Origin of the sequence: Mesorhizobium sophorae, from assembly GCF_002270415.1 — a bacterium.
Lineage (GTDB): Bacteria > Pseudomonadota > Alphaproteobacteria > Rhizobiales > Rhizobiaceae > Mesorhizobium > Mesorhizobium sophorae.
This window is the reverse complement of record NZ_NNRI01000009.1, coordinates 120,770-139,419: the sequence shown is the minus strand read 5'-3', so window position 1 is coordinate 139,419 and position 18,650 is coordinate 120,770. Positions and strand designations below refer to the sequence as shown.

The window sequence follows — 18,650 nt, the reverse complement described above, 5'->3', positions numbered from 1 at the left end:
AAGAAACAGATCGCCGAATTCGAAACCGCCAATCCCGGCGTCAAGGTCGAGCTGATCTCGCTGCCCTGGGGCCAGGCCTTCGAAAAATTCCTGACCATGGTGCAGGCCGGCGATACGCCCGATGTGGTCGAGATGCCGGAACGCTGGATGGGCCTCTATGCCAACAATGCCCAGCTCGAGGATCTCGGCCCCTACATGGCCAAGTGGGACGACGCCAAGACGCTCGGCGAGCGCGCCAAGCAGTTCGGCTCGACCGTCAACAACACGCAGTTCATGATCCCGTACGGCTACTACGTGAACGCGCTGTTCTGGAACAAGAAGCTGTTCAAGGAAGCCGGCCTAGACGGCCCGCCGGCGACGCTCGACGATTTCATCGCCGACTCCAAGAAGATCTCGGCAATACCGGGCAAATATGGCTACTGCCTGCGCGGCGGTCCGGGCGCCTTCAACGGCATGCACATGTTCATGAATATCGCAGCTGGCAAGGGCGGGTATTTCAACGAGGATGGCACCTCGACCATCAACGACGAAGGCTCGGTCAAGGGTCTGCAGATGCTGGCCGACATGTATAAGAACGGCTTGGCGCCGAAGGATGCGGTGAGCTGGGGCTTCAACGAGACGGTCACCGGCTTCTATTCCGGTACCTGCGCCATGCTCAACCAGGATCCGGACGCACTGCTCGGCATCGCCGACAAGATGAGTGCCGACGACTTCGCGGTGGCGCCATTGCCGGTCGGGCCGAGCGGCAAGTCTTATCCGACGCTCGGCTATGCCGGCTGGGCGATGTTCGCCAACTCGCAGCACAAGGACGACGCCTGGAAGCTGATGGCGACGCTGCTGTCGCCCAAGGACAATCTGGAATGGGCCAAGGAGGTTGGCGTCGTCCCGATCCACAACGGGGCCGACCAGGATCCCCATTTCAAGACCGAGCAGTTCAAGGGCTGGTTCACGGAGCTGAGCGACACCTCCAAGTATGAAATGGTGACGCCGCCGACGCATCTGGAGAACCTTGGCAATTTCGTCGACCAGGTGGCGATCAAGAATTTCCAGGAAGTGCTGCTTGGCCAGAAGACGGCCAAGGACGTCGCCGACCAATGGGCTGCCTTCCTGACCAAGGAACAGCAGGACTGGCTGGCGAAGAACAAGAAGTAGTTTTGTTCCCTTCTCCCCGTTCACGGGGAGAAGGTGTCACGAAGTGACGGATTAGGGGCGGCGCGATCGTTTGAAGGTTTGCGCAGCCCCTCATCTGCCTGCCGGCATCTTCTCCCCGTGAAACGGGGAGAAGGACGCTGTCGCCGACGCCGGCATCCACCTTTCACCATAGAGCCCCCAATGACCTATGCCGTGTCCGAAATACGATCCGCCGGCAAGCCGCGTCGCAAGTGGCGATCGCACGCCGCCATCGAGCCCTGGCTCTATCTCTGCCCGGCGATCATCCTTCTGGTCGTGGTGCTTCTGGTGCCGCTGGTCATCGGCATCAGCTACTCCTTCCGCAAATTCTCGGCTTTCAAGTCGGAATATGTCGGGCTCGCACAGTATCGGGCGATGCTGTCGGACCCGGTGCTGGGGCAGGCGCTCGTCAACACGCTGTGGTGGACCGTCGCCAGCCTGTTCTTCCAGTTCTTCCTCGGTCTTGGCCTGGCGCTGCTGCTCGACAAGCCATTCCCGGGCCGCAAGGTGGTGCAGGCCCTGGTGTTCCTGCCCTGGGCGGTGCCGTCCTTCCTGTCAGGCCTGACCTGGGCCTGGCTGTTCAATCCGATCATCGGCCCATTGCCGCACTGGCTGTATGCATTGGGGCTGAAGGCCGAACCGACCAATGTTCTGTCCGATCCCTCGACCGCCATGTGGGGGCCGATCGTCGCCAATATCTGGTTCGGCATTCCATTCTTCGCCATCACGCTTCTGGCGGCGCTGAAATCCATTCCATCGGAATTGCATGAGGCGGCGGCGATCGACGGCGCTTCGCCCTGGCAGCGCTTCACCAAGGTGACGCTGCCGTTCCTGGCGCCGACGATTGCCATCACGGTCATGCTGCGCACCATCTGGATCGCCACCTTCGCCGACCTGATCTTCGTCATGACCGAGGGCGGACCGGCCGGCTCGACCAACACGGTGCCGGTCTACATCTATGTCAGCGCCTTCAAGTCGCTGGACAAGGGCTACGCCTCGGCGGTGGCCGTGCTGCTGCTCGTCCTGCTCATTGCCTATGCGATCGCACTGATAGGCATCCGCCGCTCCCTGGTGAGGCACGTCTGATGATCGCAGGACGCTCAGCCTCGCAGCGCTTCTTCGGCGGCATCGGCCTCTACGCCGCCGTCGCGGCTTACGTGATCTTTGCGCTGTTCCCGATCTACTGGACGCTGAAGATCTCGGTCACGCCGGAGCGGCTTCTCTATTCCGAAGGCATCACCTTCTGGCCCTCGCAGATGACATTGCAGAATTTCGTCACCGTGCTCGAGGCCACCGATTTTCCACGCTATTTCCTCAACAGCGTCATCGTCTCGGTGTCGACGGCGGCACTGGTGACGGTCGTCGCCACGCTCGCCGGCTACGCCATGTCGCGCTTCACGTTTCGCGGCAAGGCAGCACTGGCTCTGATGCTGCTTTTGACCCAGACTTTCCCGCTGGTGATGGTCATTCCGCCGATCTACCGCGTCATGGGGCAGATCGGGCTGATCAACAGCCTGACCGGGCTGATCATCATCTACACCGCCTTCAACACCGCCTTTGCCACCTTCCTGATGCAATCCTTCTTCGACGGCATCCCGAAGGACCTGGAAGAAGCGGCGATGATCGACGGCTGCACACGCGCGCAGGCGATGCGCAAGGTGATCGTGCCGCTGACGCTGCCGGGCATGGGCGCGACGCTCGGCTTCGTCTTCACCGCGGCCTGGAGTGAGCTTCTGTTCGCGCTGATGCTGATTTCCAGCGACGACCAGAAGACCTTCGCGGTCGGCCTGCTCACCTTCATCGGCAAATTCGCCGTCGACTGGGGGCAGATGATGGCGGCGTCGATCCTGGCGCTGATCCCGGTCTGCATCTTCTTCGCTTTCCTGCAACGCTATCTCGTCACCGGCCTGACCGCCGGCGCCGTCAAAGGATAGATCGATGGCCTCTGTTACGCTCGATAAGGTCCGCAAGGATTATGGCTCTGTCCGTGTCCTGCACGCGGTCGACCTTGAGATCGCCGATGGCGAGTTCGTCGTCCTGGTTGGTCCGTCAGGCTGCGGCAAGTCCACGCTTTTGCGCATGATCGCCGGGCTAGAGGAGGCTTCGGGCGGCGAGATCCGCATCGGCGAGCGGCTGGTCAACGACGTCGCACCGAAGGACCGCGACATCGCCATGGTGTTCCAGTCCTACGCGCTCTACCCGCATATGGACGTGTCGAAGAACATGGGTTTCAGCCTGATGCTGCGCAAGGCCGAGAAGCCGGCGATCGACGCGCGGGTGGACGGTGCGGCCAAGCGGCTCGGGCTCGACACTTTCCTGCAGCGCCTGCCGCGGCAATTGTCCGGCGGCCAGCGCCAGCGCGTCGCCATGGGCCGCGCCATCGTGCGCGATCCCAAGGTGTTTCTGTTCGATGAGCCGCTGTCGAACCTCGACGCCAAACTGCGCGTCCATATGCGTGCCCAGATCAAGGCGCTGCACCAGCAGTTGAAGACCACTTCGGTCTATGTGACCCACGACCAGATCGAGGCGATGACCATGGCCGACAGGATCGTCGTCATGCATGACGGGCTGATCCAGCAGGTCGGCGCGCCGCTGGATCTCTATGACCGGCCGGCCAACATGTTCGTCGCCGGCTTTATCGGCTCACCGGGTATGAATTTCCTGCCGGCAACGGTTCGACTGGGGGGCACATCGAAGGCCGTGCTGGCCGATGGCCAGGCGTTGCGCCTGCCGGATGGGCTGCCGCTGAAGGACGGTGACGTCATCACCGTCGGTTTGCGGCCCGAGCACATCAGGCTGGCCGCTGACGGCGAATTGCAGGGCGAGGTGGGGGTGGTGGAGCCGCTCGGGCTTTCGACGCAGTTCTACGTCAAGCTGGCTGGCCAGCAGCTTTGTGTCTTCGCCATGGGCCGCGCCAGCGTGAAGCCCGGCGACGTGGTACGGCTGTCGGCCGATCCGCCGTCGCTGCATCTGTTCGATCCGAACAGCGGCGATCGCATTGGCTAAACCGACGTCTGCTGCTGCATAGTGATTTGCGGAAGCAGGAGGAGGGGAGGCCATGAAACTCGGAATTCCAGTCTATGACGGCGTGGACTTGCTCGACGTGGCCGGGCCCTACGAGATGTTCAAATGGGTCGACCCGGCGAAGGGTCTCGATTGCCAGATCCTCTCCGCCGATGGCGGCCCGGTCACGACCGTGAACGGGTTGCGGTTCGAAGCCCATGCCAGCTTTGCCGAAACGCCAACGCTCGATGTCCTCTGGGTCCCTGGTGGTGCGCCGGAAGCGTTGAGCGCAATCATGTCGAATGCCAATTCGCCTTTTCTCGCCTACCTCCGACAGGTAGCGGCGGATGCGCTCTGGGTTTGCTCCGTATGCGAGGGGGCGCTGTTGCTCGCACGCGCCGGGCTGCTCGACGGTCACAAAGCCACGACCCATTGGGCGTTCGTCAAATGCCTGCAGACCTTCCCCAAGATCGAGGTCGATACGACGCATGCCCGCTTCGTCAGATCCGGCAACCGCTTGACCGGTGGAGGCATTTCATCAGGCCTCGACGAGGCCTTGAAGCTGATCGAACTGCTGTTCGATGAGGCGACAGCCGAGGCGGTTCAGGTCACCACGCAGTATTTTCCGCGTCCGCCGGTGGCTGGCAAAATTCCAGCCACGCCAGCCTGCCCGGTGAAATGGCGACCCGGGCGACCGCACCATCACTGCGACTCCGAAGAAATTCCGGGAAAAACGTAACGCCTCAACGGGCTGCCGTCCGATGGTCCTGCAAACGAAAACGCCGCCCAATGGGCGGCGTTTCGGCATTTTAGGAGAAACCAGATTACTTGATCTTGGTTTCCTTGAACTCGACGTGCTTCTTGGCGACCGGGTCGTACTTGCGGAACGACAGCTTGTCGGTCTTGGTGCGGCTGTTCTTGCTGGTCACGTAGAAGAAACCGGTGTCGGCGGTCGACAGAAGCTTGATCTTGATGTTTGCGGCTTTGGCCATGATTTCAGTCCGTTATGTTCGTGGGGTTTTGGCCGCTGGAGCACGGGGAAACACCCGGACGCGGGAAACTTGGCTCGACACATAAAGAACGTGCCTGGAAAGTCAAGCCCGGCGAAGCTTGTACCACCCGCCGGAGCAGGCCAGTAGCCTCAAATCATGCGCTTTCTCTCGCGGGCGCCGCAACCTTCTTCCAGTCTCCGGTGGTGTTCCACCAGCGATTCGGATTGGCGCGGTCGTCCAGCCCCTTGGAGCGGCTGGCCAGGATCGGCTGGATGCGGATCACCGGCTCCTGGTAGGAGTGCGCCTGGAAAATCGCTTCGGCGACGCGCGCGGCCAGCACCTGGTCGTCGGGCAGTTCGAACGAAACCTCGACTGTGCTTGGGCGACGCCGCAACTCGGTCTCGGCGCCGGCGGCCGCACCGTCGAGCGGCCTGTAGCGTTCGATGCCATGTGCCGACTGGTAGGCGTTGCGGTCATATTTGCCCATCGCCAGCGGCGCTATCGCCACCACCGCATCCATGATGCGGTCGACATCGGCTGCCGGCGCCTGAAAGGTCACCAGCAGGAGCAATGTCATTCGCAACGAAGTGGTTTCAAAGCCGCTGTCGATCATGGGAGGATCCTCAACTTCAGATATTTTGAGGGAACCTTATAACCGGAGGCTGCTGACACGGTTATGTCAGCAGCCTGTCGTGTCGCCGCGTGAAATGCAGGCTGGAAGCAGCGTCGCGCTACAGGAGGATCTTGCGGACCAGCCTGACGCTGACCAGGCCGATGTAGGCGGCGAAGAACAGGCCGAGCGACCAGCCGAAGCCGGACGGACCGAACGCATCCATGCCGATGCCGATCGCTTGCGGTCCAAGCACCATGCCGACACCGTAGCAGAGCACGAAGGCGGCGTTGGCCGACGCCAGCTCGTGGCCGGAGAGCTGCGAGCCGAGATGGGCAAGGCCGATCGTGTACATGGCTGCCACGACGCCGCCCCAGACGAACAGAAGGGCCGCCATCAGGTGCCAGTTCTGCGCAAAGAAGGGCATGAAGACCGTGCCGGCGAGGCCAACGGTGGCGCAGGCAATCAGCAGATAGCGGCGATCGCTGACGCGGTCGCTGATCATGCCGATCGGGATCTGCAGCAGCACATTGCCGAGGCCGATCATGGTCAGGAGAAGGGCTGCATCGGCCTCGGAGTAGCCGATGCGGTTGCCATAGACCGGGAACAGGGCAAAGCCGCCGGTTTCGACCGCGCCGAACACCAGCACGGCGGCGGTTGCCGACGGCACCAGCCAGATGTAGCGCAGGAAATTGGTGGTTTCGCCATCGGAGGCGATGGTCGGGCTCTCATTGCGCGCCGCCAGCACCGGGATGGCGGCCAGCGTCACCAATGCGATGATGACGCCGAATGGCCTGAAGCCCGAACTGCCGAGATGGGCAAACAGCCACGGCCCCGCGGCAAAGCCGAGCGAAAGGACAGTGGCGTAGATGCCGAGCACAAGGCCACGCCGATGTGGCGGCGCCGAGGTGCTGATCCAGAATTCCGACAGGATGAACAGCACCGTCAGCGCGATGTGCAGCACAATGCGCAGCGGAAACCACATCCAGAAATCCGGTGCGAAGTGGAAGCCGACGAAGGCCAGGGCGCCGGTGGCAATCATGGCAATCATCGTCCAGGCCACGCCGAAGCGCATGGCGAGTGGCGTCGCCAGCGGGGCACCGGCGATCGAGGCCAGGCCGGCGACGGCCGTGTTGAGGCCGATCATCGACGCCGAATGGCCGCGCGTTTCGAGAATGACGCTGAGCAGCGGCATGCCGAGGCCGATGGCGATGCCGACGACGCTGATCGACGAGATCGCCGCCACCATCGGCAGCCAGTGTACGCGTTCGTCGCCCTGTGGTTGGGTATCGACCGTCATGGGATGTCTGAATACTCGATGTTCTACAGAATTTCGCGGGTGAAGCGGTTGCGGACAAGCCGGTAGAAGGGCACAGGACCGCCCGGACGCAACTGCGGATCATGGGCGAGGCGCTTTTCCAGCTCGTCCAGGATCGTTCGGGTGATGTCGGGTATGTCGGCTTCCCTGGCCTTGGCCAGCGGCAGCCAGACCAGTTCTTCGAGTTCATTGGTCGGCCCGCCACCCGGGAGTTCGACGGCGACGTCATCGCGCCAGGCGCTGAAGAAACGTGTGTCGAAGCGGCGCACCCGGTTGGGTGGCGTGATGGCGCGCGCGACGAAGCGCAGCATGTCGAGAGAGGGTTGCACGCCGTGTTCGGCAAAGCCCTGCCAATCGGGTCTGGCGGTAGCGAAAGCACCTTTGCGGCCGATCAGCAGCCCGGCTTCCTCATAGGTCTCGCGAATCGCCGACAGGGCAATGGCGCGGGCCCGCGCAGCACTTGTGCGGCCCGGCCCGGCGAGCAACTTTGCCTCCTGCTCCGGATGCAATGCGGCGGCGACCACAATGCGGCTGTCGGCCGGATCGGTGCGGCCGCCGGGAAACACGAACTTGCCTGGCATGAATGCGTGGCCTGCATGGCGACGGCCCATCAGGACCAGCACCTCGTCGCCCTCGCGGTCGAGCAGTATAAGGGTCGCCGCGTCGCGCGGACGAATTGGCTGGTCGCTATGAGCGATCATGCTCCGCTCGATCCTGTCGACTTCCGCCTTGGTCATACCGTCCATGCGCAGGACCTAGCGGAAACTTCTGGCAAGCGAAAGTGGCCTTTCACGGTCGGCATGTTGCACCAGCGAGCGCAGCCAACTTTGACCTAGACCCCGGGATGGGGCTCGATCCCGTCATGCTCGCCGCCGAATCCGTGCATATAGAAGGCCCATTGCAGTCCGATGACGGCACCCTTGACCGGCTGTAGCAGCCCCACCGCCAGAATGATGGTCAGCGGTACCCAGATGGCGATGTGTTGCCAGGTGGACAGTGTCGATGTCGCCTCGACGGCCATGAACGCGCCAAGCACGATGTGGCCGACAATGACTATGACGAGATAGGCTGGCAGGTCGTCGGCGCGGTGGTGGTGCAGTTCCTCGCCGCAGACGCTGCATTTATCGACGGTCTTGGTGAAGGCGCGAAACAACTTGCCTTCGCCGCAATGCGGGCAGCGGCCGAGCATGCCGCGTTTCATCGCCGTCCACAGCGGGCGGGCGGCCCGACCCGAGTGATGTTCGCCGCCGAAAACCTGGTCTTCCATGGCTGTTGCCATCATCTTCTCCTGCCGCGCGAACCCGGTCGCGATTGCGACGCGCGAGCGCGGCCCTTGGCCTTGTGAAACGACCGCTTGGAACCTGGCAAAGGCTTCGGGTCGGTCAACATCTCGAAGCGCATCGCGCCGGCCATTGGTGCCACCTCGACGAGCCGGACCTCAACGCGATCCGCGAGCTGGTAGCCTTTGCCCGAACGTTCTCCGAACAGGGAGCGGGCCGCTTCGTCGTATATATAGTAATCGCCATTCAAAGTTGACACCGGGATGAAACCATCCGCGCCATACTGCGGCAATTGGACAAATAGTCCCGATTTGGTGACGCCGGAGATGCGGGCGTCGAACCGGTCGTCGACGCGCTCGGCGAGATAGGCGGCGATCAGCCGGTCGACTGTATCGCGCTCGGCCGCCATCGCGCGCCGTTCCGTGGCTGAGATCAGCACGCCAATGTCTTCGAGCCGTGCCTCCTCGTCCTGCGTCAGCCCACCCGGACCGAGGCCGAGTGCGGCGATAAGTCCGCGGTGCACGATCAGGTCGGCGTAGCGGCGGATCGGCGAGGTGAAATGCGCGTAGCGCCTGAGGTTGAGGCCGAAATGGCCGATGTTCTTGGGCGAATATTCGGCCTGGCTCTGCGAGCGCAGCACCACCTCGTTGACCAGGCCTTCATTGTCGGCGCCGCGCACGCCCTCCAGAATGCCATTGAACTGGCTTGGCCGCATCTGCGCGCCACGCGCCAGCGACAGGCCAAGCGTCTGCAGGAATTCGCGCAGCGATTCCTGCTTGGCCAGCGAAGGCGCGTCATGGACGCGGTAGACCAGCGCCTGCTTCTTCGCCTCCAGCGTCTCTGCCGCGGCAACATTGGCCTGGATCATGAATTCTTCGATCAGCTTGTGTGCATCAAGCCGTTCCGGCACGATGACGCGATCGACGGTGCCATCCGGCTTGAGCAGGATCTTGCGCTCGGGCAGGTCGAGTTCGAGCGGCTGGCGGCCATCGCGGCCTCGCTTCAGGATCGCATAGGCGTCCCACAGCGGCTTCAGCACGGTGTCGAGGATCGGACCGGTCTTGTCGTCCGGCACGCCGTCGATCGCCGCCTGGGCTTGTTGGTAGGCAAGTTTTGCCGCCGACTTCATCATCACGCGATGGAAGGAGTGCCGGAGCTTGCGGCCGTCGGCCGAAAAAACCATGCGCACCGCCAGCGCTGGGCGGTCCTGACCTTCGCGCAGCGAGCAGAGATCGTTGGAGATGCGCTCGGGCAGCATCGGCACGACGCGATCCGGGAAATAGACCGAATTGCCGCGTTTCAGCGCTTCGCGGTCGAGTGCCGTGCCATAGCGGATGTAGGCGGCGACATCGGCGATCGCCACTGTGGCGACCACGCCGCCCGGGTTCTTCTCGTCGAGATCCGATGTGGCGAAGACGGCGTCGTCATGGTCCTTGGCGTCGGCCGGATCGATGGTAACCAGCGGGAGGTCGCGCCAGTCCTCGCGGTGATCCATCGTTGCGGGCTTGACCGCTTCGGACTCGGCGATGACGTCGGCTGGAAAAATATGCGGAATGTCATGCGCGTGGATGGCGATCATCGAGACCGCCTTTTCGCTGGTCAGCGAACCCAGCACGTTGAGCACCTTGGCCCTCGGCAGCCCATAGCGGGAGGCGCGCGCGGGCTCGACCTCGACGAGGTCGCCGTTCCTGGCGCCGTTCTGGAATTCCTTGTCGACGATCAGTTCGGGCTGGCGCCGCTCGACCGGCTCGATGCGGAAGGTGCCGTCCTGCAAGATGCGAAAGACACCGAGAACCGCATCGCTGCGCTTCTCGAAGATCTTCATCACCCGCCCGGTATAGGCTGGGCCTGTCGCTTCGTTGGTCGGAAAGGTCTTGGCCAGCACGCGGTCGCCGATGCCGGGTGCCGGGCCGTTGCCGCTGCGCGAGATCCGGATGGAGACAACGGGTGGCTCACCAGTGCCGACGGCTTCCGCCGGATGCGCCAGCAAAATGCCGTCGCCGTCACGGCCAAAGATATCGAGCACGGCGACGTGGGGCAGGGCGCCAACGCGGGCGAGTTTTTTGCGCTCCTTGGTCAGGACGCCTTCGTCCTGCAGGTCGCGCAAAATATCCTTCAGCCAGATGCGGTCGTCGCCGCGCAACGCGAACGCCTTGGCGATGTCGCGTTTGCCGGCGCGATCGGGATTTTCGGCGATGTAGCGCAGGATTTCGTCACGCGAGGGCCGATAGTCGTCCTTGACCTTGGCCCTCGTGTCGGCGGTGCGCGGATCGCCGTGGCTTCTACCGGTGATCCTGCGCGCCACGCCGTCCTACCCTCTTTTCTTCGCGGCCGGCTTTTTGGCCGCCGTTTTCTTGGCCGTCGTCTTTCCGGTTGCCGGCACTTTGGCCGCTGCCGCCTTGCGGAACGGCTTCTTGCCGCCGCCGCCCTTGGCTTCCTTCTCGGCTATCAGCGCCAGCGCGTCCTCAACCGTCACCGATTGCGGATCCTTGCCTTTGGGCAGGGTGGCATTCACCTTGCCGAAATTCACGTAGGGCCCGTATTTGCCGTCACGCACGACGATCTTGCCGCCGCCATCGGGATGGTCGCCAAGCTCCTTCAAGGCGGCGGCTGTGCCGCCATTGCGCCCGCCCTTGCCCTTCAACTGCTTCTCGGCGATCACCGACACGGCGCGATTGAGGCCGATCGAGAACACGTCCTCGATGCTGTCGAGATTGGCGTATGTGCCGTCATGCAGCACGAACGGACCGTAGCGGCCGAGGCCGGCCGAGATCATCTTGCCGGATTCCGGGTGCTGGCCGACATCGCGCGGCAGCGACAGCAGGGCGAGCGCCTTCTCGTGGTCGATGGTTTCAGCCGTCCAGCCCTTGGGCAGGCTGGAGCGCTTGGCCTCCTTGCCGTCGCCGCGCTGCAGATAGGGGCCAAAGCGGCCGCTGCGCAGCGTGATTTCCTCTGACGTATAGGGGTCCTTGCCGATGACCTTGGTGCCGTCCTCGCCATTGCCGTTCTCGCCATTGGGGTTGGCGGCGTCGCCGAGCTGGCGGGTGAAGGAGCATTCGGGGTAGTTCGAGCAGCCGACAAAGGCGCCGAACTTGCCAAGCTTCAGCGACAGATTGCCGGTGCCGCATTTCGGGCAGATGCGGGGGTTCGAGCCGTCCTCACGCGTGGGAAACACCAGCGGGGCCAGTTCTTCGTTGAGTGCGTCGAGCACGTCGGTGACGCGCAATTCCTTGATGTCGGCGACGGCGCCCGAAAAATCCTTCCAGAAATCGCGCAGCACGTCCTTCCAGGCGAGCTTGCCGTCGGAGATCTCGTCGAGCTTCTCCTCGAGCGAGGCGGTGAAGTCGTATTCGACATAGCGTTCGAAGAAGCTTTCGAGAAAGGCCGACAGCAAACGGCCCTTGGCCTGCGGCACCAGCCGGCGTTTGTCGATGGTGACGTAGTCGCGGTCCTCGAGCGTCTTCAGGATCGCCGTGTAGGTCGACGGCCTGCCGATACCGAGCTCTTCCAACTTCTTGATCAGCGAGGCTTCAGAGTAACGCGGCGGCGGCTCGGTGGTGTGCTGGGTGGCGTTGATCGCCTGACGGGCAAGCTGCTCGCCGGCGCGGATTTCCGGCAGGCGGCGATTTTCCTCGTCTTCCGTATCGTCGTCCTTCTGGTCGGTGTAGGCAGCGATGAAGCCGTCGAAGCGAACGACCGAACCGATGGCGCGAAGCTCGGCGGTGCGGGCGCCGTTGACGGCCTCGATCTCGGCCGTGGTGCGTTCGATCTCGGCCGGCTGCATCTGGCTGGCGATGGCGCGTTTCCAGATCAACTCATAAAGCCGCATCTGGTCGGAATCGAGATATTGCCTGACTGAAGCTGGGGTGCGCATGAAATCCGTCGGGCGGATCGCTTCGTGCGCTTCCTGGGCGTTCTTGGCCTTGGTGGTATAAAGGCGCGGCTTTTCCGGAAGGTATTTGGGCCCGAATTCCTTGGCGATGGCGTCACGGGCGGCCGAGATCGCCTCCGGCGCCATCTGCACGCCGTCGGTTCGCATATAGGTGATCAGGCCGGTCGTCTCGCCGCCGATTTCCATGCCTTCATAGAGGCGCTGCGCCACCTGCATGGTGCGGCTGGCCGAGAAGCCGAGGCCCGATGAGGCGGCCTGCTGCAGCGTCGAGGTGGTGAAGGGCGGGCCGGGATTGCGCTTGGTCGGCTTGGCTTCGACCGTCACCGCCTTGAAGGTCGCGCCTTCGAGCATCGACTTGATGTCGTCGGCCTGCGCCTTGTTGGAAATGTCGAGCTTTTGCAGCTTCTTGCGATCGAAGGCGGTCAGCCGCGCTTCGAAATTCTCGTTGCGCGGCGTGCCGAGGAGGGCAGCGATCTGCCAGTATTCCTCCCGGATGAAGCGCTCGATCTCGGATTCGCGGTCGCAGACCAGACGCAATGCGACAGACTGGACGCGGCCGGCGGAACGGGCGCCCGGCAGTTTGCGCCACAGAACCGGCGACAGCGTGAAGCCGACGAGATAGTCGAGAGCCCGGCGCGCCAGATAGGCATCGACCAGCGGCGCATCGATCTGGCGCGGATTGGCCATCGCTTCCAGCACCGACGACTTGGTAATGGCGTTGAAGACGACGCGGCTGACCGGCTTGTCCTTCAGCGCACGCTTCTGCTTCAGCACTTCGAGCACGTGCCAGGAAATGGCTTCACCCTCACGATCAGGGTCGGTCGCGAGGATCAGGCCATCGGCATCCTTGACCGCCTTGGCTATGTCGGCAAGCCGCTTGCCCGAGGCGGTGTCGACGGCCCAGGACATGGCGAAATCCTCGTCCGGACGCACCGAGCCATCCTTGGCCGGCAAATCGCGGACATGGCCGAACGAGGCCAGAACCTTGTAGTTCTTGCCGAGGTATTTGTTGATTGTCTTTGCCTTGGCCGGCGATTCGACGACGACGACGTCCATGAGGTCTCATATCAGCTGTGATGCGGCAGAAGAATTCCGCTGCGCGCGACGAAATCTCGTTCTATTTGTCGCTCACATGGCCGCGCTTTTGCATCTGGTCAAGGGGAAGTGCCCAAATTGCAGGGCTGTCCGCAGCAATACACTCTTAGAGTGTATGGAGAAAATCACAGTATTCCGGGAAAGGGAGATGGCAGTCCGAGGCAGCGGAAACGAGCCGATTCATTTTACCGCCGAGTCGAGGAAAGCCGGCCGGGTATCGCAGGGGTAGACGCTATGAGAGCTTGTTTGGTGCCAGCCGCCGAGTTTGGAGGGATACCCGGCAGCCAGCCGAAGTCCCGCCAGCGGCAGGACCCGGATTGAGAACTCAGTCGGCCTTGACGATGTGCCAGACCTCGCCGACACCGTCGCCGGTCACATCGCCGGCCTTCTTGTCCTTGATGAAGGTATAGACCGGCTTGCCGTCATAGGCCCACATCTTGGTGCCGTCGGTGCGGTCGACGACGCTCCATTCGTCATCCGCCTTGGCGCCGGCCTCGGCCTTCAGCGGCGGCCAGTTGGTGGCGCACTTGTCGTAGCAATTGGTTTTGCCCTTCTCATCCTTGTCATAGGTATAAAGCGTCATGCCGTTGGCGTCGGTGTAGATCTTGGCGCCACCGACCTCGGCTTCCTTCCACGCGTCGGCGGCGAAGGATGCGGCGGTGCTGAGCAATAGCGCGGCCAGCCCTACGGTTATGGTTTTCATGGAAATCTCCCTGGCTGATATCTGGAGGCGCGCGGGAAATCGCGGCCTCGCTGTATCAACGCTTGCGAGCCGGCGTTTCTTCCCCGACCTGCACATGCCGCGACGACTTGCCACAAAATGGTGATTGGTGGAGAAGCAAGGTCGAGCCTATATCGGCGCCGGAACGGTCGGAGCTTTGGAATGGCATTGGACATCGGCTATGTCAGCGCGGTCGGGGCGGGAGCGATCTCGTTTCTGTCACCCTGCGTGCTGCCGCTGGTGCCGCCCTATCTCTGCTATATGGCCGGCGTCTCGGTCGACGATTTTCGTGGCAATGCGGGCGTGACGGCTCGGGAGGGCGCGCGCGGCGCGCTGCTCTATGCCTCGATCGCCTTCGTGTTTGGCTTCTCGACCGTTTTCGTCGCGCTTGGCGCGGGCGCCTCGACCATCGGCCACTGGCTGCGGGTCTGGCAGGAGCCGCTGGCGATGGCTGCTGGCGTGCTGATCATCCTGATGGGTCTGAATTTCCTCGGCATCTTGCGCATTCCTCTGTTGTCGCGCGAGGCGCGCTTCCAGTCGCAGGGCAAGCCGGCAAGTGCGATCGCCGCCTATGTCATGGGACTGGCCTTCGCGTTCGGCTGGACGCCCTGCATCGGCCCGGTGCTTGGGCCGATCCTGACGCTGGCCGGCGGCCGCGAGACAGTGGGCGAGGGCGCGCTGCTGCTCGCCGCCTATTCGCTTGGCCTCGGCATCCCGTTCCTGATCGCGGCGCTGTTTTCGGGCGCCTTCATGCGCTTCCTCGGCAAATTCCGCGTCCATCTCGGCCGCGTCGAGAAAGCTATTGGCGCGCTGCTGGTCGTCGCCGGGGTGTTTTTCCTCACTGGCGGCGTGCAGACCGTATCCTACTGGCTGCTCGAGAATTTCCCGGTGCTCGGACGGCTGGGGTGATCCCCTTGCCTAAGATGCGAAAGGCGAGGCGTGGGCCCGCTGATTAAGAGTCAGCTGCCTACCATCTCACCGGAATTTAACCGCATTGGTGCAGCAAGGCGCCACTGCTATCCTGTCTTGATTCCCTACCCTTTTCATATGGTTGTTCACCCATGAGCCAGAGATCCTGCCTGTCCGTCATCCTCGCCGCCGGCGAAGGCACGCGCATGAAGAGCGCGCTGCCGAAGGTGCTGCACCAGATCGCCGGGCTACCGATGGTCGCCCATGTGGTGAAGGCGGCCGAGGCCGCCGGTGCCGGCAGCCAGGCGCTGGTGATCGGTCATGGCGCCGACGAGATGCGCAAGGCAGCCGCGAAATTCGCGCCGAAGGCCGAGACCTTCGTGCAGGAAAAGCGCCTTGGCACCGCGCATGCGGTGCTTGCCGCGCGTGAAGCGATATCAAAGGGTTACAACGATATCCTGGTGATGTTCGGCGACACGCCGTTGATCGACGCCGACGCGCTCACCGTGGCGCGGCTGAAACTGGCGGAAGGTGCCGCCGTCGTGGTCATCGGTTTCCGCCCGCCCAATCCGACCGGCTATGGCAGGCTGATCGAAAAAGGCGGCAAGCTGATTGCCGTCCGCGAGGAGAAGGACTGCAGCGCGGAGGAAAGGAAGATCGGCTTTTGCAATGCCGGCATGATGGCGGTGGCCGGCAGCCAGGCGCTGACGCTACTCGATGGTGTCAGCAACAAGAACGCCAAGGGCGAGTACTATCTCACCGACATCGTCGAGATTGCCACCGCGAAAGGCCTCGATGTCGTGGCCACCGAGACCAGCTTCGAAAGCGCGCTCGGCATCAACAACCGCGCCGAACTGGCGCAGGCCGAAGGTATCTGGCAGGCGCGCCGCCGCCATGAGGCGATGCTGTCGGGCGTGACGCTGATCGCGCCGGAGACCGTGTATTTCTCGCATGATACCGAAATCGGCGCCGACACGATCGTCGAGCCCAATGTCTGGTTCGGTCAGGGTGTGAAGATCGCCACCGGCGCCAAGATCCATGCCTTCAGCCATTTCGAGGGTGCCACCATCGCCTCGAATTGCGAAGTTGGGCCATTCGCTCGGCTGCGACCGGGGGCGGATCTTAGGAACAAGGCCAAGGTCGGCAATTTCTGCGAGGTCAAGCAGGCGACCATCGAGGACGGCGCCAAGGTCAATCACCTGACCTATATCGGTGATGCCCGCGTCGGCGCGGGCGCCAACATCGGGGCCGGCGCCATCACCTGCAATTATGACGGCTACTCGAAATTCTTCACCGACATCGGCGAGGGCGCCTTTATCGGATCGAACTCCTCGCTGGTGGCGCCTGTCACCATCGGCAAGCGCGGCTACATCGCCTCGGGCAGCGTCATCACCGAAAGCGTGCCGGACGATGCGCTGGCCTTCGGTCGCGCCCGCCAGAAGACCATTCCTGGCAAGGCCAAGGAATTGCGTGAGCGCTTTGCTTCGGCCGCGGCCGCGAAGAAAAAGTAAAACCGGCCGGCAAAAAACCGAATGATTGCAGTAACCGGATTGCAAGAGCGGTCTGTCATGGTGCATGCGTGCAGAAGCGTTCCATTACACGGGGCGAAATGCAATGTGACTTTCGCGGCAGGCCAGCCATCCCTAAATAGTGCTGGTTTTCCATGGGGAATTGGGGGCTGTCTGCATGTGCGGTATCGTTGGAATCGTCGGCCACTCGCAGGTTGCGCCGCTCATCGTCGACGCGCTGAAACGGCTCGAATATCGCGGCTATGACTCGGCCGGCGTCGCCACCATCGAACATGGTCAGCTTGCCCGCAGGCGCGCCGAAGGCAAGCTGATCAACCTCGAGCGCCGGCTCAAGGACGATCCGCTCGATGGCACGATCGGCATCGGCCATACGCGCTGGGCAACGCATGGCGTGCCCAACGAGACCAACGCGCATCCGCATTTTTCCGACGGCGTCGCTATCGTCCACAACGGCATCATCGAGAACTTCGCGGAATTGCGCGACGAGTTGAAGCGTGACGGCTACAGCTTTTCTTCGCAGACCGACACCGAGGTCGTCGCGCATCTGGTGGCGCGCGAACTGGCCAGGGGGCTGAAGCCGGTCGAGGCCGCGCACCAGGCGCTGAAGCGCCTGGAAGGCGCCTTCGCGCTGGCCATCATGTTCAAAGGCGACGAGGACCTGATCGTCGGCGCCCGCAACGGCCCGCCGCTGGCTGTCGGCCATGGCGATGGCGAGATGTTCCTGGGCTCCGACGCCATCGCGCTCGCCCCGTTCACCAATTCGATCACCTATCTCGAAGATGGCGACTGGGCGGTGGTGCGCCGCGATGGCGTCATGATCTTCGACATCGACGGCAACAAGGTCGACCGCAAGCGGCAGCAGTCGCTCTCGACCAGCTTCATGGTCGACAAGGGCAACCGGCGCCATTTCATGGAGAAGGAAATCCATGAACAGCCCGAAGTGATCTCGCACACGCTGGCGAATTATCTCGACTTCGTTGGTGGCGTGTCCAAGCCGCTCGACCTGCCGTTCGATTTTGCCAAGATCGACCGGCTGGCGATTTCGGCCTGCGGCACCGCGTATCTCGCCGGCCTGATCGGCAAGTACTGGTTCGAGCGCTACGCGCGGCTGCCGGTCGACATCGATGTTGCCTCCGAATTCCGCTATCGCGAAATGCCGCTGTCTGCGAACGATGCCGCCTTCTTCATCTCGCAATCGGGCGAGACCGCCGACACGCTGGCCTCGCTGCGCTATTGCCGCAAGGCGGGGATGAAGATCGGCGCGCTCGTCAATGTCCGTGAATCGACCATGGCGCGCGAATCCGACGTCGTGCTGCCGACGCTCGCCGGCCCGGAGATCGGCGTTGCCTCGACCAAGGCCTTCACGTGCCAGCTTTCTGTGCTGGCATCGCTTGCCGTGCGCGCCGGCGTGGCGCGCGGCACGATCTCGCGTGAGCAGGAAAAGACCTTTGTGCGCGAGTTGTCGGAGGCGCCGCGTTTCGCCAACCAGGTGCTGAAGCTCGACCATCAGATCGAAAAGATCGCGCGCGACCTCGCTCACTACAAGAATGTGCTCTATCTCGGCCGCGACACCAATTTTCCGCTGGCCATGGAAGGCGCGCTAAAACTCAAGGAAATCTCCTATATCCACGCCGAGGGCTATGCCGCGGGCGAGCTGAAGCATGGGCCGATCGCGCTGATCGACGAGAACATGCCCGTCATCGTCATCGCGCCGCACGACCGGATTTTCGAGAAGACCGTGTCCAACATGCAGGAAGTGGCGGCGCGCGGCGGCAAGATCATCCTGATCACCGACAGCAAGGGTGCGGCACTTACCAGCGTCAAGACGATGGAGACGATCGTGCTGCCGGACGTGCCGGAAATCATCTCGCCGATCATTTACGCTCTGCCGATCCAGATGCTCGCCTATTTCACCGCCGTGTTCATGGGCACCGATGTCGACCAGCCGCGCAATCTGGCGAAATCGGTGACGGTGGAGTAGGCGCCGCCTTCCAAAAACTTCGCAGTCCAAAGCGCCTTCCGGTTCACAGAGCCGCGGTGATGATATTTGCATCACATCGGCTCTTTTTCTTTTTTTGCATGATCTTTTTCCGAAAACCGGTTCCCACTTTTCGGGATCATGCTCTAATGT

Annotated in this window: 16 protein-coding genes; 8 read left to right on the top strand and 8 right to left on the bottom strand. The window is 62.8% G+C overall.

Features of this window, described 5'->3' with window-relative positions; translation table 11 throughout:
• The 5 genes from CGZ66_RS16170 to CGZ66_RS16150 form a co-directional block, all read left to right on the top strand.
• The coding region (locus CGZ66_RS16170; RefSeq protein ID WP_095085144.1) for an ABC transporter substrate-binding protein at positions 1–1,152 on the top strand (1,152 nt) is incomplete at its 5' end.
• Positions 1,153–1,332: 180 nt separating this feature from the next.
• Complete coding sequence (locus CGZ66_RS16165; RefSeq protein WP_095085143.1) at positions 1,333–2,256, top strand: carbohydrate ABC transporter permease; 924 nt, start codon at positions 1,333–1,335, stop codon at positions 2,254–2,256.
• On the top strand, positions 2,256–3,104 hold the full coding sequence (locus CGZ66_RS16160) for a carbohydrate ABC transporter permease (RefSeq protein ID WP_095085142.1): 849 nt from the start codon (positions 2,256–2,258) through the stop codon (positions 3,102–3,104). Before CGZ66_RS16165 ends, CGZ66_RS16160 begins: the two co-directional genes overlap by 1 nt.
• Before the next feature lie 4 nt (positions 3,105–3,108).
• Positions 3,109–4,176 (top strand): ABC transporter ATP-binding protein, encoded by a 1,068-nt coding sequence (locus tag CGZ66_RS16155; RefSeq protein WP_095085141.1) that lies wholly within the window; start codon positions 3,109–3,111, stop codon positions 4,174–4,176.
• Between the two features lie 52 nt (positions 4,177–4,228).
• On the top strand, positions 4,229–4,912 hold the full coding sequence (locus tag CGZ66_RS16150) for a DJ-1/PfpI family protein (protein ID WP_095085140.1): 684 nt from the start codon (positions 4,229–4,231) through the stop codon (positions 4,910–4,912).
• A gap of 85 nt (positions 4,913–4,997) precedes the next feature.
• Here CGZ66_RS16150 and rpmG read toward each other — a convergent pair whose 3' ends face one another.
• The 8 genes from rpmG to CGZ66_RS16110 form a co-directional block, all read right to left on the bottom strand.
• Positions 4,998–5,165, bottom strand: a complete 168-nt coding sequence (gene rpmG / locus CGZ66_RS16145) for a 50S ribosomal protein L33 (protein ID WP_006201775.1) — start codon at positions 5,163–5,165, stop codon at positions 4,998–5,000.
• A 154-nt stretch (positions 5,166–5,319) separates the two neighbouring features.
• Positions 5,320–5,778: a YqfO family protein gene (locus CGZ66_RS16140; protein ID WP_095085139.1), complete on the bottom strand. Its 459-nt coding sequence runs from the start codon at positions 5,776–5,778 to the stop codon at positions 5,320–5,322.
• 118 nt (positions 5,779–5,896) lie between these two features.
• On the bottom strand, positions 5,897–7,075 hold the full coding sequence (locus CGZ66_RS16135) for an MFS transporter (RefSeq protein WP_095085138.1): 1,179 nt from the start codon (positions 7,073–7,075) through the stop codon (positions 5,897–5,899).
• Positions 7,076–7,098: 23 nt separating this feature from the next.
• Complete coding sequence (locus tag CGZ66_RS16130; RefSeq protein ID WP_095085137.1) at positions 7,099–7,839, bottom strand: NUDIX hydrolase; 741 nt, start codon at positions 7,837–7,839, stop codon at positions 7,099–7,101.
• Between the two features lie 86 nt (positions 7,840–7,925).
• Positions 7,926–8,360, bottom strand: a complete 435-nt coding sequence (locus CGZ66_RS16125) for a DUF983 domain-containing protein (RefSeq protein WP_206073716.1) — start codon at positions 8,358–8,360, stop codon at positions 7,926–7,928.
• Positions 8,361–8,371: 11 nt separating this feature from the next.
• Complete coding sequence (rnr, locus tag CGZ66_RS16120; RefSeq protein ID WP_095085136.1) at positions 8,372–10,678, bottom strand: ribonuclease R; 2,307 nt, start codon at positions 10,676–10,678, stop codon at positions 8,372–8,374.
• Between the two features lie 6 nt (positions 10,679–10,684).
• Positions 10,685–13,321, bottom strand: coding sequence for a type I DNA topoisomerase (gene topA, locus CGZ66_RS16115; RefSeq protein WP_095085135.1), 2,637 nt, complete (start codon positions 13,319–13,321; stop codon positions 10,685–10,687).
• A gap of 364 nt (positions 13,322–13,685) precedes the next feature.
• Positions 13,686–14,063: a COG4315 family predicted lipoprotein gene (locus CGZ66_RS16110; RefSeq protein ID WP_095085134.1), complete on the bottom strand. Its 378-nt coding sequence runs from the start codon at positions 14,061–14,063 to the stop codon at positions 13,686–13,688.
• A gap of 180 nt (positions 14,064–14,243) precedes the next feature.
• Here CGZ66_RS16110 and CGZ66_RS16105 point away from each other — a divergent pair, with 180 nt between their 5' ends.
• The 3 genes from CGZ66_RS16105 (at position 14,244) to glmS (ending at position 18,500) form a co-directional block, all read left to right on the top strand.
• On the top strand, positions 14,244–14,990 hold the full coding sequence (locus CGZ66_RS16105) for a cytochrome c biogenesis CcdA family protein (RefSeq protein WP_095085133.1): 747 nt from the start codon (positions 14,244–14,246) through the stop codon (positions 14,988–14,990).
• A gap of 152 nt (positions 14,991–15,142) precedes the next feature.
• The gene (gene glmU / locus CGZ66_RS16100; protein ID WP_095085132.1) at positions 15,143–16,501 is read left to right on the top strand and encodes a bifunctional UDP-N-acetylglucosamine diphosphorylase/glucosamine-1-phosphate N-acetyltransferase GlmU; all 1,359 of its coding nucleotides are present in this window, start codon (positions 15,143–15,145) and stop codon (positions 16,499–16,501) included.
• A 175-nt stretch (positions 16,502–16,676) separates the two neighbouring features.
• The gene (glmS, locus tag CGZ66_RS16095; RefSeq protein ID WP_095085131.1) at positions 16,677–18,500 is read left to right on the top strand and encodes a glutamine--fructose-6-phosphate transaminase (isomerizing); all 1,824 of its coding nucleotides are present in this window, start codon (positions 16,677–16,679) and stop codon (positions 18,498–18,500) included.
• Positions 18,501–18,650 lie beyond the last annotated feature (150 nt).